This is a genomic window from Nocardioides sp. Z21_20, from assembly GCF_059766585.1.
The window spans coordinates 26,622-48,887 of record NZ_JCBAJX010000007.1; the positions used below are offsets into that span (position 1 = coordinate 26,622).

The 22,266-nt window shown below is 72.4% G+C and carries 23 protein-coding genes; 12 read left to right on the top strand and 11 right to left on the bottom strand.

What is annotated here, in order from left to right:
- The first annotated feature begins 7 nt into the window (after positions 1-7).
- Positions 8-295: a WhiB family transcriptional regulator gene (locus tag AC6EH9_RS12505; RefSeq protein WP_498423559.1), complete on the top strand. Its 288-nt coding sequence runs from the start codon at positions 8-10 to the stop codon at positions 293-295.
- 57 nt (positions 296-352) lie between these two features.
- Here the strand turns inward: AC6EH9_RS12505 and bagB are convergent, their stop codons facing one another.
- Both bagB and bagA read right to left on the bottom strand, forming a co-directional pair.
- Positions 353-1,561, bottom strand: coding sequence for an ATPase BagB (bagB, locus tag AC6EH9_RS12510; protein ID WP_498423560.1), 1,209 nt, complete (start codon positions 1,559-1,561; stop codon positions 353-355).
- Complete coding sequence (gene bagA, locus AC6EH9_RS12515; RefSeq protein WP_498423561.1) at positions 1,558-2,595, bottom strand: ATPase BagA; 1,038 nt, start codon at positions 2,593-2,595, stop codon at positions 1,558-1,560. Before bagA ends, bagB begins: the two co-directional genes overlap by 4 nt.
- A gap of 82 nt (positions 2,596-2,677) precedes the next feature.
- Here bagA and AC6EH9_RS12520 point away from each other — a divergent pair, with 82 nt between their 5' ends.
- Both AC6EH9_RS12520 and AC6EH9_RS12525 read left to right on the top strand, forming a co-directional pair.
- On the top strand, positions 2,678-3,457 hold the full coding sequence (locus AC6EH9_RS12520; protein WP_498423563.1) for a CoA transferase subunit A: 780 nt from the start codon (positions 2,678-2,680) through the stop codon (positions 3,455-3,457).
- A gap of 1 nt (position 3,458) precedes the next feature.
- On the top strand, positions 3,459-4,121 hold the full coding sequence (locus AC6EH9_RS12525; RefSeq protein ID WP_498423564.1) for a CoA transferase subunit B: 663 nt from the start codon (positions 3,459-3,461) through the stop codon (positions 4,119-4,121).
- 33 nt (positions 4,122-4,154) lie between these two features.
- Here AC6EH9_RS12525 and AC6EH9_RS12530 read toward each other — a convergent pair whose 3' ends face one another.
- From AC6EH9_RS12530 to AC6EH9_RS12545, 4 genes are all read right to left on the bottom strand, one after another.
- On the bottom strand, positions 4,155-6,584 hold the full coding sequence (locus AC6EH9_RS12530; RefSeq protein WP_498423565.1) for an FtsX-like permease family protein: 2,430 nt from the start codon (positions 6,582-6,584) through the stop codon (positions 4,155-4,157).
- On the bottom strand, positions 6,581-7,351 hold the full coding sequence (locus AC6EH9_RS12535; RefSeq protein WP_498423566.1) for an ABC transporter ATP-binding protein: 771 nt from the start codon (positions 7,349-7,351) through the stop codon (positions 6,581-6,583). The genes AC6EH9_RS12530 and AC6EH9_RS12535 overlap by 4 nt, the downstream gene beginning before the upstream one ends.
- Positions 7,352-7,429: 78 nt before the next feature.
- The gene (locus AC6EH9_RS12540; RefSeq protein WP_498423786.1) at positions 7,430-8,086 is read right to left on the bottom strand and encodes a response regulator; all 657 of its coding nucleotides are present in this window, start codon (positions 8,084-8,086) and stop codon (positions 7,430-7,432) included.
- A 59-nt stretch (positions 8,087-8,145) separates the two neighbouring features.
- Entirely contained in the window at positions 8,146-9,315 is a 1,170-nt protein-coding gene (locus AC6EH9_RS12545) for a sensor histidine kinase (RefSeq protein WP_498423568.1), read from the bottom strand.
- 94 nt (positions 9,316-9,409) lie between these two features.
- On the opposite strand from AC6EH9_RS12545, the gene sp36 reads away from it, so the two are divergent.
- The 4 genes from sp36 to AC6EH9_RS12565 are packed head-to-tail and all read left to right on the top strand — an operon-like array spanning position 9,410 to position 11,743.
- Positions 9,410-9,568: a Sp36 family protein gene (gene sp36, locus AC6EH9_RS12550; protein ID WP_498423569.1), complete on the top strand. Its 159-nt coding sequence runs from the start codon at positions 9,410-9,412 to the stop codon at positions 9,566-9,568.
- Positions 9,565-10,020 carry a RidA family protein gene (locus tag AC6EH9_RS12555; protein WP_498423570.1) on the top strand — a complete coding sequence of 152 codons (456 nt, stop codon included), beginning with the start codon at positions 9,565-9,567 and terminating at the stop codon, positions 10,018-10,020. The genes sp36 and AC6EH9_RS12555 overlap by 4 nt, the downstream gene beginning before the upstream one ends.
- A complete protein-coding gene (locus AC6EH9_RS12560; protein ID WP_498423571.1) occupies positions 10,020-10,925 on the top strand; it encodes an NUDIX hydrolase in 906 nt (301 codons plus the stop codon). Before AC6EH9_RS12555 ends, AC6EH9_RS12560 begins: the two co-directional genes overlap by 1 nt.
- On the top strand, positions 10,922-11,743 hold the full coding sequence (locus AC6EH9_RS12565; protein ID WP_498423572.1) for an MBL fold metallo-hydrolase: 822 nt from the start codon (positions 10,922-10,924) through the stop codon (positions 11,741-11,743). Before AC6EH9_RS12560 ends, AC6EH9_RS12565 begins: the two co-directional genes overlap by 4 nt.
- Positions 11,744-11,932: 189 nt before the next feature.
- Here the strand turns inward: AC6EH9_RS12565 and AC6EH9_RS12570 are convergent, their stop codons facing one another.
- Positions 11,933-12,610, bottom strand: coding sequence for a Crp/Fnr family transcriptional regulator (locus AC6EH9_RS12570; protein ID WP_460794616.1), 678 nt, complete (start codon positions 12,608-12,610; stop codon positions 11,933-11,935).
- A gap of 165 nt (positions 12,611-12,775) precedes the next feature.
- Between AC6EH9_RS12570 and nth the strand changes: the two genes are divergently transcribed.
- Genes nth through AC6EH9_RS12590 form a run of 4 tightly spaced genes read left to right on the top strand, consistent with a single transcriptional unit; the run spans position 12,776 to position 16,009 of the window.
- On the top strand, positions 12,776-13,468 hold the full coding sequence (gene nth, locus AC6EH9_RS12575) for an endonuclease III (RefSeq protein ID WP_498423573.1): 693 nt from the start codon (positions 12,776-12,778) through the stop codon (positions 13,466-13,468).
- The gene (locus tag AC6EH9_RS12580; protein WP_498423574.1) at positions 13,465-14,100 is read left to right on the top strand and encodes a TlpA family protein disulfide reductase; all 636 of its coding nucleotides are present in this window, start codon (positions 13,465-13,467) and stop codon (positions 14,098-14,100) included. Before nth ends, AC6EH9_RS12580 begins: the two co-directional genes overlap by 4 nt.
- Positions 14,097-14,840: an NUDIX hydrolase gene (locus AC6EH9_RS12585; RefSeq protein WP_498423575.1), complete on the top strand. Its 744-nt coding sequence runs from the start codon at positions 14,097-14,099 to the stop codon at positions 14,838-14,840. Before AC6EH9_RS12580 ends, AC6EH9_RS12585 begins: the two co-directional genes overlap by 4 nt.
- Complete coding sequence (locus AC6EH9_RS12590) at positions 14,837-16,009, top strand: MarP family serine protease (RefSeq protein ID WP_498423576.1); 1,173 nt, start codon at positions 14,837-14,839, stop codon at positions 16,007-16,009. The genes AC6EH9_RS12585 and AC6EH9_RS12590 overlap by 4 nt, the downstream gene beginning before the upstream one ends.
- 170 nt (positions 16,010-16,179) lie before the next feature.
- Here AC6EH9_RS12590 and AC6EH9_RS12595 read toward each other — a convergent pair whose 3' ends face one another.
- A complete protein-coding gene (locus AC6EH9_RS12595) occupies positions 16,180-16,581 on the bottom strand; it encodes a phage holin family protein (RefSeq protein ID WP_498423577.1) in 402 nt (133 codons plus the stop codon).
- A 145-nt stretch (positions 16,582-16,726) separates the two neighbouring features.
- On the opposite strand from AC6EH9_RS12595, the gene nhaA reads away from it, so the two are divergent.
- The gene (gene nhaA, locus AC6EH9_RS12600; protein WP_498423578.1) at positions 16,727-18,064 is read left to right on the top strand and encodes a Na+/H+ antiporter NhaA; all 1,338 of its coding nucleotides are present in this window, start codon (positions 16,727-16,729) and stop codon (positions 18,062-18,064) included.
- Between the two features lie 77 nt (positions 18,065-18,141).
- Here the strand turns inward: nhaA and acs are convergent, their stop codons facing one another.
- The 3 genes from acs to AC6EH9_RS12615 all read right to left on the bottom strand — a co-directional run bounded on the left by acs (position 18,142) and on the right by AC6EH9_RS12615 (position 22,230).
- Entirely contained in the window at positions 18,142-20,094 is a 1,953-nt protein-coding gene (gene acs / locus AC6EH9_RS12605) for an acetate--CoA ligase (protein ID WP_498423788.1), read from the bottom strand.
- 138 nt (positions 20,095-20,232) lie between these two features.
- On the bottom strand, positions 20,233-21,861 hold the full coding sequence (locus AC6EH9_RS12610) for a monocarboxylic acid transporter (RefSeq protein ID WP_498423579.1): 1,629 nt from the start codon (positions 21,859-21,861) through the stop codon (positions 20,233-20,235).
- A gap of 3 nt (positions 21,862-21,864) precedes the next feature.
- Positions 21,865-22,230, bottom strand: a complete 366-nt coding sequence (locus AC6EH9_RS12615) for a DUF485 domain-containing protein (RefSeq protein WP_498423581.1) — start codon at positions 22,228-22,230, stop codon at positions 21,865-21,867.
- Positions 22,231-22,266: the final 36 nt, after the last annotated feature.

Consider the following 22,266-nt stretch of genomic DNA (forward strand, 5'->3'; position numbering starts at 1 on the left):
CCGTTTCATGTGGGTTGAGGACTGGACGACCGCTGCTGCCTGCCGCAAGGCCCAGCCGGATCAGCTGTTCGTGCGTGGGGCCGAGCAGAACAAGGCCAAGCAGGTGTGCGCCGGCTGCCCCGTGCGCAGCGAGTGCCTCGCCGAGGCCCTGGACAACCAGATCGAGTGGGGGGTCTGGGGTGGGATGACCGAGCGTGAGCGCCGCGCCCTGCTGCGCCGCCGGCCGACCGCCTCGTGGCGCTCGGTGCTCGAGGCCGCCAAGAACGGTCACGAGGACCTGACCGCCGCCGTCTGAGCCTCGAGCCGTCCGGCGAGCTGCCGGACGGCCCAGCCCGCGGGCCGAGCCCTCGGCTCAGCCCTCGGCTGACTCCTCGCCGGTCTCGTCGGCCAGCAGCGCGCCGACCCGGCGCAGGCCGTCGAGGTCGTGCACGTCGGTGGACAGCGCCGGCACGACCGCGGTCTGCACGTCCGGGTGCGCCGCGGAGAACCGCTCGCACAGCCGCGCCTCGCGCTCGACCATCCGGGCGCGGTCGGCGTGCAGGCGCAGCAGCCCGGCGGTGAGCGAGACGGGGTCCTTCTTGAACAGCCGCTCGGAGGCCGTCATCGCCTCGTCGGCCGACAGCGGTCCCTTCGGCACGGGAGTGGCCCGGTTGACCACGAGCCCCGCGAGCGGCATCTCGTCCTCACCGAGGCGCTCGACGAAGTACGCCGCCTCGCGCAGCGCGTCCGGCTCCGGAGCGGCGACCACGAGGAAGGCCGTGCCCTCGGCCTGGAGCAGCGCGAACGTCTTCTCGGCCCGCTGCCGGAAGCCGCCGAAGACGGTGTCCAGAGCGGCGACGAAGGTCTGCAGGTCGCGCAGCACCTGACCGCCGAGGATCTTGCTGAGCGCGTTGGTGATCACCCCGAAGCCGGCGGTCATCAGCTTGGCCGGCCCCCGGGCGGGAGCCAGCAGCAGTCGGATGAAGCGACCGTCGAGGAAGCTGGAGAGCCGCTCGGGTGCGTCGAGGAAGTCCAGCGCCGAGCGCGAGGGAGGGGTGTCCACCACGATCAGGTCGTAGCTGCCGTCGGCGTCGGCGTCGGCGCGGATCTGGCCCAGCTTCTCCATCGCCATGTACTCCTGCGTGCCCGCGAACGAGCTCGACAGCGCGATGTAGAACGGGTTCTCCAGGATCTGGCGCGCCTTGTCCGGGCTGGCCTGGCTCTCCACCACCTCGTCGAAGGTGCGCTTCATGTCGAGCATCATCGCGTCCAGGCTGCCGGTCGAGTCCTCGCTCAGCCCGGTGACGGGGCGCGGGGTGTTGTCCAGCCGCTCGATGCCCATCGCCTGCGCCAGCCGCCGGGCAGGGTCGATGGTGAGCACCACCACCTTGCGTCCCCGCTCGGCCGCGCGCAGTGCCAGCGCGGCCGACGTGGTGGTCTTGCCCACGCCCCCCGAGCCGCAGCAGACGATGATGCCGGTGGCGGGGTCGTCGATCAGCGCGTCCACGTCGAGACCGGGGGCACGCTCCCCGGTCGCCGCCAGCGGGCCGAAGCGCGGCCGGTCATGGGTGCGCCTGCTCATGCCATCCCCTGCTCTCTCAGCGTCGCGGCCAGCTCGTAGAGGCCGCCGAGGTCGATGCCCTGCGGCAGCCGGGGCAGCTCGTAGGTCGCGACGCCGAGCTCGCCGACCAGGACGCGCTGCTCGTCCTCGAGGCCGCGCCGCTCCGCGTGGTCGCGGGCCTCGGCGAGCAGTCCGTCCACGAGCGTGTCGTCCACGTCGATGCCCGCCTCGGCGAGCTCCTCGACGATGCGGGTGCGGTCGATGGCGCCGGCCCGGGCAGCGGCGAGGTCCTCGCTGGACAGGTCACGGGGTCGGACCAGGTTCACCACGACCCCGCCCACCGGCAGCCGCGCCTCGCGCAGCTCGGCGATGCCGTCCGCGGTCTCCTGGACCGGCATCTCCTCCAGCACCGTCACCAGGTGCACGGCGGTGCGCGGCGAGCGGAACAGCGTCATCACCAGGTCGGCCTGGCTCTTGATCGGGCCGACCTTGGCCAGCCCGGCGAGCTCGCCGTTGACGTTGAGGAACTGCGCGATGCGTCCCGTCGGCGGCGCGTCGAGCACGACCGCGTCGTACTGGATCGCGTTCTTGCCGCGCCGTCCCGCCTTGGCCGCCTCGAAGACCTTGCCGGTGAGCAGCACGTCGCGCACGCCCGGGGCGATGGTGGTGGCGAAGTCGATCACCCCGAAACGGTCCAGGGCCCGGCCGGCGCGCCCCAGGCGGTAGTACATCGAGAGGTACTCCAACAGCGCGGCCTCGGCGTCGATGTGCAGCGCATGCACCGTCCCGGCGCGGCCGTCCTCGCCGGGCAGGCCCTGGGCGATGCGCCGCTCCTCGTAGGGCAGCGGGTCGACGTCGAACATCCGGGCGATGCCCTGACGGCCCTCGACCTCGCAGAGCAGGACGTTCTTGCCCGTCGAGGCCAGCGCCAGGGCCAGGGCGGCGGCCACCGTGGACTTGCCCGTCCCGCCCTTGCCGGTCACCACGTGCAACTGCACGTTCGACCAGTCGGGGCGCTGGGCCTGGGCTGGGGTCTCGGACGCTGGTGGAGGCACATTCGCAGCCTACGGCTTGATCCTGGCGTGGGCGGGAGACTGTGTGACTAGAGTCGCACCACGAGCGATCGAGGAGGTCGGGGTGGACAAGGTCGTGGCGACGGCGGCGCAGGCGGTGGCCGACATCGCGTCGGGCTCGCGGTTGGCGGTGGGCGGGTTCGGGTTGTGTGGGATCCCGTCGGTGCTGATCGAGGCGGTGCTCGAGCAGGGTGCCGCGGAGTTGGAGGCGGTGTCGAACAACTGCGGGGTCGACGATTGGGGTCTGGGGCGGCTGTTGGCGGCGCGCCGGCTGCGGCGGATGGTGTCGTCCTATGTGGGGGAGAACAAGGAGTTCGCTCGGCAGTACCTCGGCGGTGAGGTCGAGGTGGAGCTGACCCCGCAGGGCACGCTGGCTGAGCGGATGCGCGCCGGCGGGTCGGGGATCCCGGCGTTCTTCACCGCGACCGGGGTCGGCACCCAGGTCGCCGAGGGTGGTCTGCCGTGGCGCTACGACGACGCGGGCAACGTGGTGGTGGCCTCGCCCGCCAAGGAGGTACGCCGCTTCGCGACGCCCGAGGGCGAGAAGGAGTTCGTCCTGGAGGAGGCGATCATCGCCGACTACGCCCTGGTGCGGGCCTGGAAGGGTGACCGGCACGGCAACCTCGTCTACCGCGACTCCGCGCGCAACTTCAACCCGTTGGCTGCGATGTGCGGGCGGGTCACGATCGCGGAGGTCGAGGAGCTCGTGGAGCCCGGCGAGCTGGACCCCAACGAGGTCCACACCCCGGGGGTCTACGTGCACCGGGTGGTCGCGTTGAGCCCCGAGCAGGCGGGCGACAAGCGGATCGAGAAGCGGACCGTGCGTGCGCGCGAGGAGGCCTGAGATGAGCTGGACCCGGGAGCAGATGGCCGCCCGCGCGGCATCGGAGCTGCATGACGGCTCGTATGTGAATCTGGGGATCGGGTTGCCGACGCTGGTGCCGAACTACGTCCCCGACGGCGTGGAGCTGGTGCTGCAGTCGGAGAACGGGATCCTCGGCATCGGCCCCTACCCCGTTGAGGGGGAGGAGGACGCGGACCTGATCAATGCGGGCAAGGAGACGGTGACGCTGCGCCGGGGTGCGTCGTTCTTCGACTCCGCGACGTCGTTCGCGATGATCCGTGGCGGCAAGGTGGACGCCGCGATCCTGGGTGCGATGCAGGTCTCGGCCGCTGGTGACATCGCCAACTGGATGATCCCCGGGAAGATGGTCAAGGGGATGGGCGGCGCGATGGACCTGGTGCACGGCGCGAAGAAGGTGGTGGTGTTGATGGAGCACGTGGCCCGCGACGGTTCGCACAAGATCGTCGAGGAGTGCTCGCTGCCGCTCACCGGCAAGCGGGTGGTGCAGCGGATCATCACCGACCTCGCCGTCATCGACGTACGCCCCGACGGGCTGCACCTGGTCGAGCTCGCGCCCGGCATCGGTGAGGACGAGGTCCGCGAGAAGACCGGACCGCGGCTGGTGACGGCCGCGGTGCCGGCCGAAGCGGCCGGGGAGGGATAGCCGGCGTCCGACCCTCCCTCCCCGACGCGCCGCTCAGTCCAGGGCCAGCCCGGCAGCCGGGGCCACCCGTGCGGCCCGCCGGGCCGGCAGCACCCCGGCGGCCAGCCCGGCGAGACCGGCGATCGCGATCACGGCGCCGAGCTGCCCCCAGGGCAGGACGAGCGACACCTCCTCGACGGCCGTGTCGAGCAGCGTGCGCACCGCGACCCAGGCGAACACCACGCCGATCAGCGTGCCGAGCACCGTCGCCACTCCCGAGAGCAGCAGCGACTCCACGGCGAGCATCCGGCGCAGCTGGCGCCGGGTCAGCCCGAGCGCGCGGAGCAGCGCGTTCTCCCGGGCCCGCTCGAGCACCGAGAGCCCCAGGGTGTTGCCGATGCCGACCAGCGCGATCAGCACGGCGATTCCGAGCAGCGCGACCACCGCGCCGGTGAGCACGTCGAGCTGCAGGTGGACCCAGGCCCGCTCGCCGAACCCGCTGGTGACCTCGGCGCCCGCGCCGCTGGCGACCGCGGTGAGGTCCCCGGTCAGGTCCTCGGCATCGGCGCCGTCCTCGGCGCGCACCCACACCGCCCGCGGGCCGGCCGTGTCGCTGAGCGCCGCCAGGGTGGCCGGCGCCACCACGGCGGTGGCCCCCCACGCGTCCCCGTTGCTGACCGACAGCGTGCGGGTCCGCTCGCCTACCCGGATCTCGACCCGGCTGGGCACCTCGCCGTCCAGGGCGTCACTGGGCAGGAACACCTCGCCGGGGCCGGGTGCGGCCACCCGCGCCGCCCCGCGCGCGACGTCGGCCGCCGCGGGCGTCGCGGCCACCACCTGGAGCTGACCGATGCCCTCCGACACCTCGGCGTCAACGCCGTCGAGGACGACCGCGTCGGCGACCCCGTCCGTGGCGCGTACCTCGGCCAGCAGCGAGGCGGGCAGGGCCGCCTCCACGGAGATCAGCGCCGCGTCGATCGGATGGCTGGCGTCCAGGTCGGAGGAGACGGCGCTGCGCGAGCTGGACAGCCCGGTGAGCACCGCCGTGGTCAGGGTGACACCGATCAGCAGCGACGCCGTGGTGGCCGCGGTACGTCGCGGGTTGCGGACCGCGTTGCCGGTGGCCAGCCGGGCGGGGGCGCCGCCGAGCCGGCCGGCGGCGCCGCCCGTCAGCGAGATCAGCGCCGGGACCAGCAGCGGACCGAGCAGCAGCACGCCGGTGAAGGCGACCATCCCTCCGGCCACCATCAGCTGGGGGGAGTGCCCGCTGATCGCCCCGGCCAGCAGCGCCGCTCCGAGCACGACCAGCCCGCCCCCGCACGCCGTACGCAGGCGGCCGGCGCGGGTGTCCAGGCCGGCGGGGTCCTCGGGACGCAGCGCGGCCAGCGGGCTGATCCGGGCCACCCGGCGGGTGGGCAGCCAGGCGGCCACCACGGTGACCAAGATGCCCACCGCGGCGCCGCAGGCGTACCAGGTGGCGGAGAGCTCGACGGCCCCCATCGTGCCCGGCGCGAACTGTCGTGCGGCGAGCGCGACCAGGCCGTACCCGACGGCGGTGCCGACGGCCAGGCCGAGCAGGGAGGACACCACCGCGAGCACCACCGACTCGGCCCTGACCGACCTGATCAGCTGGCGGCGGGTGGCGCCCACGCAGCGCAGCAGGGCGAAGTCGCGGCTGCGCTGGGCGAACAGGATCGTGAACGTGTTGGCGATCACCAGCACCGAGACGAACACCGCGACGCTGGCGAAGACCAGGAGCAGGATCGCGATCAGGTCGACGTCCCGGTTCAGGTCGGCCTGGCGCTGCTCGACGAACTCGTCGCGCGGCGCCACCTCCGCCCCGGTCAGCTCCGAGAGCTCGCGGATCTGCTCGGCGGCGGACCCGGAGCCGGCGTAGGCCACCGAGTCCACCCACAGGCTCGAGGCCCACGGGCGGATGGTCTCCCAGGGCAGGTACAGCCCGGCGCCGACCGAGGCCGACGGGGTGTCGGCCAGTCCGACGATCGTGGTCTCGACGGCCCGGGCCCCCGTGCCGATGCGGACCACGTCGCCGACGGCGAGGTCGCGGACCTTGGCGGTGTTGCGGTCGGCCAGCGCCTCGTGCGCGCCCCGGGGCCAGCGGCCCTCGCGCAGCTCCTGCCAGCGCAGCCGCTCGGCGTCGGCGAAGGGGGCGACGTCCATCCGGTCGGTCACCAGGCGCCCACCGGAGGTCACCGTCTGGGTGCTCCAGCCCAGCACCGCGGCGGTGTCGCCCTCGCGTCGGGCGTGCTCCATCACCTCGACGGCCTGGTCACCGCTCATCGCGGAGGCGACCACGTCGGCGTGGCGGTAGGGCAGCTCGACCCCGGAGACGAGGCCGTTGCGGGTCGCCGAGGCCAGGGCCCCGGTGACGATGATGAACGCGACCCCGATGACGACCGCCAGCATGGCGGCGACGTAGCGCCGGGTGTGGGTGCGCAGCGAGGCGAGCAGGACCGTCCTCATCGCTCACCGCGCAGCGTCGCGAGCAGCTGGTCGGTGGTGGGGGAGGCCAGGTGGACGCGGATGCTGCCGTCGGCGAGGACCAGCACGTCGTCGGCGTACGCCGCCGCGTCGAGGTCGTGGGTCACCATCACCACCGTCTGCCCCAGCTCGCGCACCGAGGTGCGCAGCAGGCCGAGGACCTCCGCGGAGGAGGCGCTGTCCAGGTTCCCGGTGGGCTCGTCGGCGAAGACGATCGCCGGGTCGGTGATCAGCGCGCGGGCGATCGCCACCCGCTGCTGCTGACCGCCGGAGAGCTCGCCGGGGCGGTGGCTGAGCCGGTCGGCCAGCCCCAGCGTCTCCACGAGGCGGTCGAAGCGGGCGCGGTCCACCCGGCGACCGGCCAGGTCCAGCGGCAGCAGGATGTTCTGCTGGGCGGTGAGCATCGGCAGCAGGTTGAAGGACTGGAAGACGAAGCCCAGCTGCTCGCGGCGGAACACCGTGAGCTGGTCGTCGTCGAGCCGCTCCAGCGAGCGGCCGGCCACGCTGAGGGTGCCGGTGGTGGGATGGTCCAACCCCGCGAGGCAGTGCATGAGCGTCGACTTGCCGGAGCCGGAGGGCCCCATGATCGCGGTCAGCCGGCCGGCGGGGAGGTCGAGGTCGACGCCGCGCAGGGCATGGACCCCGGTGTCGCCGCGGCCGTAGGTGCGGGTCAGCCCGCGGGCGCTCGCGGCGAGTCGGGAGCCGTCGGGGGTGGGTGCGGCGCCGTGCCGCAGGGGTGCTGTCGTCATGGCCCCGACGCTTCCAGCCGGGGGCCACCCACGTCGTCAGCCCAGGGGCCGGACCCGGCGTACGACCGGGGGTGGAGCTCAGCCGGGGGCGACCAGCCCGCAGTCGTAGGCCAGCACCACCAGCTGCACCCGGTCGCGGGCGCCGGTCTTGGCCAGCAGACGGCTGACGTGGGTCTTCACGGTCGCCTCCGCGACCACCAGGTGCCGGGCGATCTCGGTGTTGGACATCGCCCGGCCGATGAGCACCAGGACCTCGCGCTCGCGCTCGGTCAGTGTCGCCAGGCGCTCGTCGGTGCCCGCGGGACGCGGGTCGGGCAGCGCAGCGACGAAGTGCTCCAGCAGCCGGCGGGTGGTGCTCGGCGCGACCACCGCGTCGCCGCGGTGCACCGAGCGGATCGCGCCGAGCAGGTCGGGTGGGGCCGCGTCCTTGAGCAGGAAGGCCGAGGCGCCGGCGCGCAGCGCGCTGAAGGCGTACTCGTCGAGGTCGAAGGTGGTCAGCACGATCACCCGGGGCGCCCCGGGCCGGGCGGCCAGCAGCCGGGTCGCCTCGACGCCGTCGAGACGCGGCATCCGCACATCCATCAGCACCACGTCCGCGCGGGTCACCGCGAGCCGCTCCAGCGCCTCGCGGCCGTCGCCGGCCTCGCCGACGACCTCGAGATCCGGCTGGCTGCCGACGAGCATCGCGAACCCCGCGCGCACCATCTGCTGGTCGTCGACCAGGAAGACCCGGATCGGGCCGTCCGCGCACCGGCTCGGCGGCCCGTCGGCGGGTAGGTCGGGGAATGCCTCGCTCACAGCGGGATCCTCGCCGACACCCGGTAGCCGCCGTCGCGCCGGGGTCCGGCGACCAGGTCGCCGCCGTGCACCAGCACCCGCTCCCGCATCCCGACCAGCCCGAGGCCGCGGCCATCGTCGAGGCTCGCCGCGCCCCGGCCGTCGTCCTCGACCAGCACGCGGAGGTCGGTGCCCACGCACACCTCCACGCGGGTGGAGGCGGCCGGGCCCGCGTGCTTGCGGACGTTGCTGAGCGCCTCCTGCACGACGCGGTACGCCGTCAGGGCCACGCCGGGCGGCACCTGCGTCCCGGGCGCCGGCAACCGGGCCTGCACCCGGCCGCGCTCCCCGGCCGCCTCCTGGGCCTCGGCCACCAGCACCGCGATGTCGTCCAGGCGCGGCTGCGGACGGGTGCCGGTGTCGCCTCCGGTGCGCAGCAGCCCGAGCAGGCGGCGCATCTCGGTGAGCGCCTCCCGGCCGGTGGCGGCCACCGTCTCCAGGGTGCGGGTCGCCACCTCCGGGTCGTGCGCCGCGGCGTAGCGCGCCCCGTCCGCCTGGACGACGATCACCGAGAGCCCGTGCGCGACCACGTCGTGCATCTCGCGCGCGATCCGTGAGCGCTCCTCGGTGGCGGCCAGGGCGACGCGCTGGTGCGCCTCCCGCTCGATCCGCTCGCCGCGCTCGACCAGCGCCGCGACGTACGCCTCGCGGATGCGCCCCAGCGTGCCTAGCGCCCAGGCCGCCAGCACGATCACCGAGATCGTCACGAAGTAGGACAGGAAGGCGTTCAGGGTGCCCGTGGTGTAGGAGATCAGCCAGCGCCACGAGGCGACGAGGGCGCCGCACACGCCGACCGCGAGCGCCACGGCGGAGGGCACGGCGCCGCATCGGCGGGCCAGCGAGTACGTCGCGATCGGGAACGCCACCTGGCCCCAGGTGGGCTCGGTGAGGACCACGGCCTGCAGGGCGCTGGCCGCGGCGACGGCGGCGAACACCGCGACCGGGCGGCTGCGGCGCCACAGCAGCGGGATCAGCTCCGCGGCCGAGAAGACGGCGGAGGTGCCCATTCCGCTGATCATCAGCACCGGCACCGGCAGCAGCAGGAAGGCCACCAGCAGCCGGTCGAACCACCGGCGCCCGCGCTCGTCGAGCCGCCAGGGCTGGCGGGGGGTGACTGGCTGGTCCACGAGGGCCACCGTAGATGGCGCCGGGCGGTGGACGCGTCCACCCACGGGATGACGTGTGCCGGACGCGGGTGCCGCTCGGAGTAGGGTCGCCCCCATGACGAAGTGGGAGTACCTGACCGCACCGATCCTCACGCACGCCGCCAAGCAGATCCTGGACAACTTCGGAGCCGATGGCTGGGAGCTCGTCCAGGTCGCGCCGGGGATGAACCCGGAGAACCTCGTCGGCTACTTCAAGCGCCCGATCCAGGGATGAGCGTCGCGCAGCGGCTCGCTGAGCTCGGGTTGGAGGTGCCGGAGGTCGCGGCGCCGGTCGCGTCGTACGTGCCGGCCGTGCGCAGCGGCATCCACGTCTTCACCTCGGGCCAGCTGCCGATGCGCGGCGGTGAGCTGATGTACACCGGCAAGGTCGGCGGCGAGGTCACCGCCGAGGAGGCGACCGAGTGCGCCCAGCAGTGCGCGCTCAACGCGCTCGCCGCGGTGCAGGCCGAGATCGGCGACCTGGAGCTGGTCAAGCGGATCGTCAAGGTCGTCGTCTTCGTCGCCTCGACCCGGGACTTCACCGGCCAGCCGTTCGTGGCCAACGGTGCCTCCGAGCTGCTCGGGCACGTCTTCGGCGAGGCCGGGCGCCACGCCCGCTCGGCGGTGGGCACGCCGGTGCTGCCGCTGGACGCTCCGGTCGAGGTCGAGCTGATCGTGGAGGTCTGATGCTCGACTTCACGCGCGCCCTGCCGGGGCGGTTGGCCGAGCAGGCCCGCGACTTCGCCGAGGGGCGCCGTACCCCCGCCGAGCCGCGCAACGCCGCCACGATCGTGCTGACCCGGGGCGCGCGCTCGCAGGAGGCGGGCCCGGGATCGCTCGAGGTCTACTTCCTGCGGCGCCATGTCGACATGGCGTTCGCGGCGGGGATGGCCGTCTTCCCCGGCGGCGGGGTGGACCCGCGTGATCACGACTGCGACGACGACGCGCTGCCGTGGGCGGGACCGTCGGCCGAGGAGTGGTCCGCGCGCCTCGGCGTCGAGGTGGGCCTGGCCCGCGCCCTGGTCTACGCGGCCGTGCGGGAGACGTTCGAGGAGTCCGGCGTACTGCTGGCCGGCCCGTCGCCCGACTCCGTGGTCGCCGACACCACCGGGGACGACTGGGAGGCCGACCGGGTGGCCCTGGAGCAGCGCGAGCTGTCGTTCACCGAGCTGCTGCGCAAGCGCGACCTGGTGGTCCGCTCGGACCTGCTCACGCCGTGGGCGTGCTGGCTGACGCCGGTCTTCGAGCCGCGCCGCTACCGGACCTGGTTCTTCCTCGCCGACCTGCCCGAGGGACAGCGCACCCGCGACGTGTCCTCGGAGTCGCAGGAGGTGATGTGGCTCTCGGTGCGCGACGCGCTGGGCGCCGCCCACCGTGACGAGCTGCTGATGCTGCCGCCGCAGTACTACACCTGCGTCGAGCTCTTCGCCGCCGGCGACCCGGCGCACGCCGTACGCATCGGGCGTGAGCGGGAGGTGGCGCTCGTCGAGCCCACCGCCCGGTTCGCCGGCGACGAGGCGCACCTGGAGATCCCCGAGCGGCTCGTGGCGCTGGGCGAACGGGTGCGCGCGGAGATGGAGATGGAGTCGTGACCTGGGCAGGAGGGTCCTTCGGGGAGCGAGCGCGGTGCGTGCTCGCCCCGAACCCCGGCATCATGTCGCTGGACGGCACCAACACCTGGGTGCTGCGCGAGCCCGGCGCCCGACGCTCGGTGGTCGTCGACCCCGGGCCGTCGATCCTGAGCCACCTCGACGCGGTGGCCGAGGCGGCCGGCGAGGTCGCGACGGTCCTGCTCACCCATCACCACGCCGACCACTCCGAGGCGGCCCGAGAGTTCGCCGAGCGGATGGGCTGCGGCGTGCGCGCCCTCGACCCGGCGTACCGGCTGGGCACCGAGGGCCTCACCGACGGCGACGTCGTCGAGGTCGACGGCCTCGAGATCCGCGTCGTCGCGACCCCGGGACACACCGCGGACTCCCTGTCGTTCCTGGTGCCCGGCGACGGCGCGATCCTGACCGGCGACATGGTGCTCGGCCGCGGCACGACGGTGGTGGCGCACCCCGACGGTCAGCTCGGCGCCTACCTCGACTCCCTCGACCGGCTGCACCGGCTGGCCGAGGCGGGCGAGGCGCAGGCCGTCTGGCCGGGCCACGGCCCCGTCATCGACGACGCCCTGACCGTGCTCGACTTCTACATCGCCCACCGCCGCGAGCGCCTGGCCCAGGTGGAGGACGCCGTCGACCGGATCGCCGCCACCGACCACCCCGAGGGCATCTCCATCGACGAGCTGCCGCGCCGGATCGTGGAGATGGTCTACGCCGACGTCGACCCCGTGCTCTGGGGCGCCGCGGAGCTGTCCGTGCGCGCCCAGATCGCCTACCTCAACGAGCAGCGTCTCCCGCACGTCTGACCCCGCGCCGCCCGCGCGCCGCCGTCGCGCGCGCCCAGGCCCCTTGTAACGCGGGGTTATGCCCACCATCGCAGCGAAATAACGCTGTGGCAGTGGGCATAACCCCGCGTTACAAGTCGGGGGTGCGGCGCGCGCGGAGGCGCGGCGCGGCGACGCGGCGACGCGGGGCGCGGGTACGGCGGGGGAGGGTCAGCGGGCGCGGCGGCTGAGGCGCTCGATGTCCATGATCACGACGGAGCGGGGCTCCAGGCGCAGCCAGCCGCGGGAGGCGAAGTCGGCCAGAGCCTTGTTGACGGTCTCCCGGGAGGCGCCGACGAGCTGGGCCAGCTCCTCCTGGGTGAGGTCGTGGTGGACGTGCACGCCGTCGTCGGCGGTGCGGCCGAACCGGTCGGCGAGGTCGAGCAGCGCCTTGGCGACCCGGCCGGGCACGTCGGAGAAGACCAGGTCGGCGACGACGTCGTTGGCCTTGCGCAGTCGCGCGGCGAGCTGGGAGAGCAGGCCGCGGGCGACCATCGGGCGCCCCTCGAGCCAGCGCAGCAGGTCCTCGTGGGACAGCGAGGCGAACGTCGCGTCGGTCACGCAGGTGACCGTCGCGGAACGGGGACCGGGGTCGAAGAGCGACAGCTCGCCGAACATCTGGCCGGGGCCGAGGATCGCGAGCAGGTTCTCGCGTCCGTCGGAGGAGGTCCGCCCGAGCTTCACCTTGCCCTCGAGCACCACGTAGAGCTTGTCGCCGGAGTCGCCCTCACGGAACAGCACCTCGCCACGGCGCAGCCGGCTCTCGGCCAGCGAGGCCTGCAGAGCGGTGGCGGCCTCGTCGTCGAGGGCACTGAACAGGGGGGCTTGGCGCAGTACGTCGTTGTCCACGACACCTCCATCGTCGTCAACACCACCCGGGGACCGCGCAGTGACATAGTGCATCCTAGCCGTGGGCCTCGTCACAGGCGTACTCCCTCCCCCGTGTCCGCGCCACGTCAGGCGTGTGCACAGCAGAATCGGCACCCTCGCTTCCTCCCCCGTAGTCTGGGCGCCGTGCCTGACACGTCCCTGGTCCGCCGCGCCCGCAAGATCGACCGGGTGCTCGCCGAGACCTACCCGGACGCCCGCTGCGAGCTGGACTTCGACGACCCCTTCCAGCTGCTCGTCGTGACGGTGCTGAGCGCGCAGACCACCGACCGGCGGGTCAACGCCGTGCGCCCCCTGCTCTTCGCGACCTACCCCGACGCCGCCGCGATGGCCGGCGCCGAGCGCGAGCGGCTCGAACAGATCATCGGGCCGCTGGGCTTCTTCCGGGCCAAGACCGATGCCCTGCTCCGGCTCAGCCAGGCCCTGGTCGAGCGCCACGGCGGCGAGGTGCCGCCTCGCCTCGACGACCTGGTGCAGCTGCCGGGCGTGGGACGCAAGACCGCCAACGTGGTGCTCGGCAATGCCTTCGACATCCCTGGCATCACCGTCGACACCCACTTCGGGCGGCTGGTGCGCCGCTTCGGGTGGACCGAGGAGACCGACCCGGTCAAGGTCGAGCACGCCGTCGCGGAGCTCTTCCCCAAGCGCGACTGGACGATGCTCAGCCACCACGTGATCTGGCACGGCCGGCGCATCTGCCACGCCAAGAAGCCCGCCTGCGGGGCCTGCCCGGTCGCCCGCTGGTGCCCGGCGTACGGCGCGGGGCCCACCGACCCGATCGTGGCCGCGGCGCTGGTCAAGACCCAGGGCCCCGCATGAGCCGGACCCTGTCCGCGGCGCTGGCCGCCGCCGTACTCGCGCTCAGCGGATCCGCCTGCGCGCCGGCCTCCGACGACGGCGACGAGCAGCGCGGCTGGTCGGTGCCCTCGGTCGGCCCCGCCGACGTCGACGTCGACACCCCCGAGCTGCGCAAGACCAAGACGAGCCTGGGCGTCGAGCCCTGCACGCCCGGCGCCGGCAGCCCGGGCGAGGGGCCGCTACCCGAGCTGACCCTGGAGTGCCTCGGCGGCGGCGAGTCCGTGGACCTGTCGCGCCTGGAGGGCCCGCTGGTGCTCAGCTGGTGGGCCCAGTGGTGCGCTCCGTGCCGCACCGAGATGCCGATCCTGCAGGCCTTCCACGAGAAGTACGGCGACCGGGCGCCGATCGTGGGCATCGACTCCCAGGACGACCCCGAGCGCGCCCTCGCGCTCGTCGAGAGGACCGGCGTGACCTACCCGCTGCTGGCCGACCCGGGCGGCGAGACCAACCGCGCCGGCGACCTGCAGGTCCGCGGGCTGCCGCACTTCGCCTTCCTCTCCGCCGACGGCGAGCTCAGCCAGGTGGCGGTGCCGCTGAGGTCCGAGGAGCAGCTGGTCGAACTGGTCTCCGAGCACCTCGGGATCGACCTGTGATCCCGGCCTGGCTCGAGCCGGTACGCCGCGCGGCCGAGGAGATCACCGTCGACCACCTGACCCGGTTCCAGCCGCCGGAGGGCGGCCGGGCGCGCAAGGGCGCGGTGCTGATGCTGTTCGGCGAGGGGGAGCGGGGGCGTGAGCTGCTGCTGACCGAGCGCGCCCACGACATGCGCTCGCACCCCGGCCAGGTCTCCTTCCCCGGCGGCGCGCTGGACCCCGGCGAGACGCCCGAGCAGGCGGCGCTGCGCGAGGCCGACGAGGAGATCGGGCTCGACCCGGCCTCCGTCGAGGTGTTCGGCCGGCTCCCGGAGCTGTGGCTGCCGCCGAGCAACTTCGCGGTCACCCCGGTGCTCGGCTGGTGGCGCGAGCGCGGCAGCGTCGGCATCGCGAGCCGCGACGAGGTGCACGCCGTCCACCACGTGCTGATCGACGACCTGCTCGACCCCACCCACCGGATCCGGGTGCGCCACCCCAGCGGCTGGCTGGGCCCCGGCTTCATGATCGGGGAGGACAAGGACGTCATCCTCTGGGGCTTCACCGGCGGCATCATCGCCCGGCTCTTCGACTTCCTCGGCTGGACCCAGGAGTGGGACGAGGCGCAGGTGCGCGACCTGCCCGGCTACATGCTCCAAGGCGAGCCGGCCCACCGCCCGCCGCCGAACACGCGGTTGCTCGACATCGAGGACGCCGACCAGAACGACGACCAGGACGCCGACGAGAGCGAGACGCGCGGATGAACGTGCTCGACTGGCTGCTCGTCGTCCTCGTCCTGGCCTACGCGCTGTCGGGCTACTGGCAGGGGTTCGTCACCGGAGCCTTCGCCACCACCGGGCTGCTGCTCGGCGGCCTGCTCGGCGTCTGGCTCGCCCCGACCGCGCTGGGGGAGGCGGAGCCCTCGGTGTGGGTCTCGCTCGGCGCGCTGTTCATCGTGATCCTCTCCGCGACCCTCGGCCAGGCGCTGCTGCAGTACGCCGGCGCCCGGATCCGCGACCGGATCACCTGGCAGCCGGTGCGCGCCGTCGACGCGGTGGGCGGCGCGGCCCTGAGCGCCGTCGCCGTCCTCCTCGTCGCTTGGGCGCTGGGTGTCGCGGTGTCGGGCTCGCGGATCGGGGCGGTGACGCCGATGGTGCGCAGCTCGCAGGTGCTCAGCCACGTCGACGAGGCGCTGCCCGCCGCCGCCGGTCAGGTCCTCCAGGCGTTCAACAACGTGGTGGGCACGACGTTCTTCCCCCGCTACCTCGAGCCGTTCGCGCCCGAGACCATCGTCGAGGTCGCCCCGGGTGACACCAAGACCCTGCGCCGCCCGGCGGTCCAGGAGGCCCAGCAGAGCGTGCTGAAGGTCCGGGGTCAGAACGTCTGCGGCCGGGGTGTCGAGGGCACCGGCTTCCTCTACGACGACGACCGGCTGATGACCAACGCCCACGTCGTGGCCGGCGTGCGGGACCCGGAGGTGGTGATCGGGGACGACACGGTCAGTGCCGAGGTCGTCCACTACGACCCCCAGCTCGACGTCGCGGTGCTCGCGCTCGACGACGCCGGCCGGCCCGCGCTGCGCTTCGACAGCGCCGAGGACGAGCAGAGCATCGCGATCCTGGGCTATCCGCAGGACGGCCCCTTCGACGCGCAGCCCGGCCGGATCCGCTCGCAGCAGCGGCTGCGCTCACCCGACATCTACGGCGACGGCTCGATCGTGCGCGAGGTGTACTCCGTGCGCGGGCTGGTCCGCCCGGGCAACTCCGGCGGGCCGCTGATCACCGGGTCGGGCGAGGTCGCCGGGGTGGTGTTCGCGGCGTCGGTGACCGACGCCGAGACCGGCTACGCGCTCACCGCCGACGCGGTCGCGCAGAGCGCGCGACAGGGCAGTCTGAGCGACACCGAGGTGGACACCGGCAGCTGCGCCGGCTGAGCGACGTACGCGGGACGGGTGCTCATTGGGGTCACGCTGGCCTCGGGAACCCCACGTTAACTCGTGAAACCCGCACTTCCCACGCGAAGGAACACGTGGGAAGTGCGGGTTTCGTGAGGTCAGTACGTCGCCGCGCCGGGCGCCCGGGAGCCGGCGAACCAGCGGCGGGGTCAGCTCCGCTTGAGCAGGGTCTTGCTCTCCTGGGCCTGGCGGATGGCGCGCTCGGGCGCCTTCACCTTCTTGACCTTCTTGATGCCCAGGAAGACCAGCAGGCCGGCGAGCAGCAGGTAGAACGCGAACACGATCAGGAACGCCCAGTGCAGGTCGAGCCCGCTGCCGTTCCAGTGGATCAGGTAGGCCAGGGCGACCGAGAACATGATGATCGCGAGCACACCGAGCAGGGCGGCTCCGGCGAAGAAGCCGGCTCCGGTCGCGCCGTTCGTGACGCTGACCTTCAGCTCGGACTTGGCGAGCTTGATCTCGTTGGAGATCAGCGACGAGATGTCGCGGCTGGCGTCCGAGACGAGACGGCCGATGGTCGGATCGGTGTCCTTCACCGGTTCGGATGCCATGGATCTTCCTCCGCTGGTTGGTCAGGTCCGGGTTGACCTGCCTGACCTTACAACGCCTCTTGGTAGGCTCGAGCATGGTGAGCCGGGAAGTCTGGTCGGCACGTGCTGTGCCCTGCCGTCCGAACCCCCGAAGGATTCCTCTGCGATGAGCTCCCGTCCCCCTGCCCCCTCGACCTCCAAGGTCCTGTCCCGGCCGAGCTGGACCGAGTACCAGCGGGTCGCCGACATCCTGCGCACCGAGACGATCGGCGGTCTGCTGCTCATCGCCGGCGCGGCGATCGCGCTGATCTGGGCCAACTCGCCGTTCGGCGACGAGTACTTCGCGCTGCGCGACCTGCACGTCGGCGGCGAGGTGCTCGGCTTCGACCTCGACCTCAGCCTGGGGCACTGGGCGGCCGACGGACTGCTGGCCCTGTTCTTCTTCCTGGTCGGCCTGGAGCTGAAGAAGGAGTTTGTCGCCGGCGACCTGCGCACGCTCGACCGGGCGATCGTGCCCGTCGCCGCCGCGTTCGGGGGTGTCGCGGTGCCGGCGCTGATCTACGTGCTGCTCAACCTCGGCACCGGGGGAGAGATGCTGCGCGGGTGGGCCATCCCGACGGCGACGGACATCGCCTTCGCGGTCGCGGTGCTCGCCGTGATCGGCTCGAAGCTGCCCTCGCCCCTGCGCCTGTTCCTGCTGACCCTCGCGGTGGTCGACGACCTCATCGCGATCTGCATCATCGCGATCTTCTACTCCACCGACCTGCAGCTGCAGTACCTGCTCGCGGCGCTCGTGCCGATCGCCGTCTACGCCGTGCTGGTGCAGCGCTTCCCGGCGTTCATCGGGGGGCACTGGTGGGCGCCGTGGGTGCTGCTGTTCCCCCTCGCGGTCCTCACCTGGGTCTGCTTCCTCGAGTCCGGCGTGCACGCCACCATCGCCGGTGTGGTGCTCGGCTTCACGGTGCCGGTGCTGCGCAAGCAGAACGCCGAGGGCCCGGGTCTGGCCGACCACCTCGAGCACCGCTTCCGCCCGATGTCGGCCGGCTTCGCCATCCCCGTCTTCGCGTTCTTCTCCGCGGGCGTGTCCCTCACCGACGGAGGCGGGCTCGGCTCGCTGCTCACCGACACGGTGTTCTGGGGCATCGTCGCGGGCCTGGTGCTGGGCAAGCCGATCGGGATCATGGCCTCGACCTGGCTGGTCACCCGCAGCCGGCATGCCAACCTCGACGAGGACATCGCCTGGCGCGACCTGTTCGGGATGACCCTGCTCGCCGGCGTCGGGTTCACGGTCTCGCTGCTGATCTCCGAGCTCAGCTTCGGGGCCGAGTCGGCGCACGGCGATCACGCCAAGATCGCCGTCCTCGGTGCCTCCATCCTGGCCGCCGCGCTGGCCGCCGTCGTCCTCGTCCCGCGCAACCGCCACTACCGGGACATGGAGCGCCGCGAGCAGGTCGACGACGACCACGACGGCATCCCCGACCTCTTCCAGCCTCCCCACCGCTGACGCGAGCCGGCGCAGGCCCACGACGTGGTGTCGTGAGGCTGCGCGGCTCGGCGTGGGGAACGCGTCGACCCGAGGGGTCAGTCGGTGGCCTGCCCGGAGGTCAGCTTGCCCTGGATCAGATCCATCACCGTGGAGTCGGCCAGCGTGGTCACGTCGCCGACCTGGCGGTTCTCGGCGACATCCTTGAGCAGGCGGCGCATGATCTTGCCCGAGCGGGTCTTGGGCAGCTCGGGGACCACCATCACCTGGCGCGGCTTGGCGATCGCGCCGATCTCCTTGGCGACGTGGCGGCGCAGCTCCTCGACGATGTCCTCGCCACCGTCGCCCGCCTCGTCGCGCAGGATCACGAAGGCGCACACGGCCTGGCCGGTGGTCTCGTCGCTGGCGCCGACCACGGCCGCCTCGGCGACCTTGGGGTGTGAGACCAGCGCCGACTCGATCTCGGTGGTGGACAGCCGGTGGCCCGACACGTTCATCACGTCGTCGACGCGGCCCAGCAGCCAGATGTCGCCGTCCTCGTCCTTCTTGGCGCCGTCGCCGGCGAAGTAGAACCCCTCCTCGGCGAAGCGCGACCAGTAGGTGTCCTTGTAGCGCTGGTCCTCGCCCCACAGGGTGCGCAGCATCGCCGGCCAGGGCTCGGTCGCCACCAGGAAGCCGCCGGAGCCGTTGGGCACCGACTTCCCCCGGTCGTCGACCACGTCGACGCTGATGCCGGGCAGCGCCTTCATCGCCGAGCCGGGCTTGCCGGCGGTGACGCCCGGGAGCGGCGAGATCATCATCGCGCCGGTCTCGGTCTGCCACCAGGTGTCGACGATCGGGCAGCGCTCCGCGCCGATCACCTCGCGGTACCACATGTACGCCTCGGGGTTGATCGACTCGCCCACCGAGCCGAGCAGCCGCAGCGAGGAGAGGTCGAACCCGTCGGGGATCTCGCGGCCCTGCTTCATGAAGGTGCGGATCGCGGTCGGCGCGGTGTAGAAGAGCGTCACGCCGTACTTCTCGATGATCTCCCACCAGCGGCCCTTGTGCGGGGTGTCGGGCGTGCCCTCGTACATCACCTGGGTGGCGCCGTTGGCCAGCGGCCCGTAGACGATGTAGCTGTGGCCGGTCACCCAGCCGACGTCCGCGGTGCACCAGTAGACGTCCGTCTCGGGCTTGAGGTCGAAGACCGCCCAGTGCGTGTACGACGAGCCGACCAGGTAGCCGCCGGTGGTGTGCAGGATGCCCTTGGGCTTGCCGGTCGTGCCGGAGGTGTACATCACGTAGAGCGGGTGCTCGGCGTCGAAGGACTCGCAGGCGTGCTCCGCGGAGGCGCTGTCGACGGCGTCGTGCCACCACACGTCCACGCCGTCCTCCCACGCCACCTCCTGGCCGGTACGGCGCACGACCAGCACGTTGCGCACGTCGAAGCCCTTGGCGTGGGTCTTCTCGCGGGCCTCGTCGACGGCCGGCTTGAGGGCCGAGGCGGCGCCGCGGCGGTAGCCGCCGTCCGCGGTGATGATCACCTTGGCCTCGCAGTCCACCACCCGCGAGGCGAGGGCGTCGGAGGAGAAGCCGCCGAAGACCACCGTGTGCGGAGCCCCGATCCGCGCGCAGGCGAGCATCGCGATCACCGCCTCGGGGATCATCGGCAGGTAGATCGCGACCCGGTCGCCGGCCTCGACCCCGAGCGCGAGCAGCGCGTTGGCGGCGCGGGAGACCTCGGCCTGCAGGTCGGCGTAGGTGAGCGTGCGCTCGTCGTCGGCGGGCTCGCCCACCCAGTGCAGCGCGACCCGGTCGCCGTTGCCGGCCTCGACGTGGCGGTCCACGCAGTTGTACGCCGCGTTGAGGCGGCCGCCGACGAACCACTTCGCGAAGGGAGCGTCGTCCCAGTCGAGGACCCGGTCCCACTTCTTGTCCCAGGTCAGCCGGTCGGCCTGGTCGGCCCAGAACCCCTCCCGGTCCGCCGCGGCCCGCTCGTAGGCCTCCGCGCCCACGTTGGCCGAGGCGGCCAGCTCGGCCGGGGGCTCGAAGCGGCGCTCCTCGTGCATCAGGTTGGACAGGGTCTCGTTCTCGTCGCTCACGGTCTCTCCCGGGGTGTCTCAGGTCGGGGCTGGATCGGCTTCACGGCCACCCTAGGGGCCCTGTGGTGTGGGTCACCACAAGGCCCCTCGGGTCACCCGGCTGGGTCAGTGCACCACCGCGCCCTCGGCTCCGGCGCCGGTGAGGGCGCGGACCTCGAGCTCGGTGTAGCGCTCCTCCGCCTCGGGCTCCCGGGCGCTGATCGTGCCGAGGAAGCCGAACAGGAACCCCAGCGGGATCGACACGATGCCCGGGTTCTCCAGCGGGAACCAGGAGATGTCGACGCTGGCCGGGAGCAGGCTCTGGTTCACACCGTCGACGACGCCCTTGCCCGACATCACCGGGGAGAAGAAGACCAGGCCCAGCGAGGAGATCAGGCCGCCGTAGATGCTCCAGGTGGCGCCGCGGGTGTTGAAGCGCCGCCAGAACATGTTGTAGACGATCGCCGGCAGGTTGGCCGAGGCGGCCACCGCGAAGGCCAGCGCCACCAGGAACGCGATGTTGAGGTTCTGCGCCGGGATCGCCAGCAGGATCGCGATCAGGCCGATGGTGAGCGCCGCGATGCGGGTCACCTTGATCTCCTCCTTCTCCGTGGCGGTGCCCTTCTTGATCACGTTGTTGTAGATGTCGTGGGCCACCGAGGCCGACGACGTCAGGGTCAGCCCGGCGACCACCGCGAGGATCGTCGCGAAGGCCACCGCCGCGATCAGCGCCAGCAGGATCGCGCCGCCGGTCGACCCGGCTCCGCCGCCCACCGCCTCGGCGAGCAGCGGGGAGGCCAGGTTGCCCTTGCTGGTGGCCACCTCGGCGGCCTCGTCGCCCTTGAGCAGCGCCGCGGCACCGAAGCCGAGCACCAGCGTGAACAGGTAGAAGACGCCGATCAGGCCGATCGCCCAGAGCACGGACTTGCGGGCGTCGCGCGAGGTCGGGACGGTGTAGAAGCGGATCAGGATGTGCGGCAGCCCGGCGGTACCGAGCACCAGCGCGATGCCCAGCGAGACGAAGTCGAGCTTGCTGGTCAGGTCCACGCCGTAGCGCAGGCCGGGCTCCAGGAACGCCTGGCCCTTGCCGGTGTTGGACGCGGCGGTGCCGAGCAGCTCGGAGAGGTTGAAGTCGAACTTCGCGAGCACCATCACGACGATCAACGCGGAGCCGAGCATCAGCAGGACGGCCTTGACGATCTGCACCCAGGTGGTGCCCTTCATGCCGCCCACGGTGACGTAGAAGATCATCAGCAGGCCCACCCCGAAGATCGTGAGGTTCTTGATCGCCTGGCTCTCGACGTCGAGGAGCAGAGCCACCAGCGAGCCCGCGCCGACCATCTGGGCGAGGAGGTAGAAGATCGACACCGCCACGGTCGAGGTGGCCGCCGCCATCCGGACCGGGCGCTGCTTCATCCGGAACGCCAGCTGGTCGGCCATCGTGTAGCGCCCGGAGTTGCGCAGCATCTCCGCGACCAGCAGCAGCGCCACCAGCCAGGCGACGAGGAAGCCGATCGAGTACAGGAAGCCGTCGTAGCCGTAGAGCGCGATGGCTCCGGAGATGCCGAGGAACGAGGCGGCCGACATGTAGTCGCCGCCGATCGCCAGCCCGTTCTGGAACCCGGAGAAGCCGCGCCCGCCGGCATAGAAGTCGTCGCTGCCGCTGGTCTGGCGGCTCGCCCAGAAGGTGATGGCGACGGTCAGCGCGACGACGCCGAGGAAGAGGACGGTGGTGAGGACCTGGTTGGTGTCCATGGATCAGTGCCTCTTCCCGTGCTCGTCGGCGACCGTGGCGTTGTACTCGTCGTTGAGGTGGCGCGCCAGGGGGTCGAGGCGGGCGGTCGAGAAACGGCTGTAGACCCACGCGAGCGCGAAGGTCGTCACGAACTGCAGGAGGCCGAAGATCAGGGCCACGTTGATGTTGCCGATGACCTTGGTGTTCATGAAGTCGTTAGCCCAGTTCGACATGATGACGTAGAGCAGGTACCAGACGAGGAACGCGACCGTGGCCGGAAAGACGAAGCCGCGGTACTTGCTGCGGAGCTCGGCGAACTCGGGAGTCTCGGCGAGCCGGTCGTAGACCGGGTCGTGGCGCGAGGCCTGCGCGTGGGGTTTGGTGCTCACGGTGGCTGCCTTTCCTGAGAATGTGATGTGGGTCAC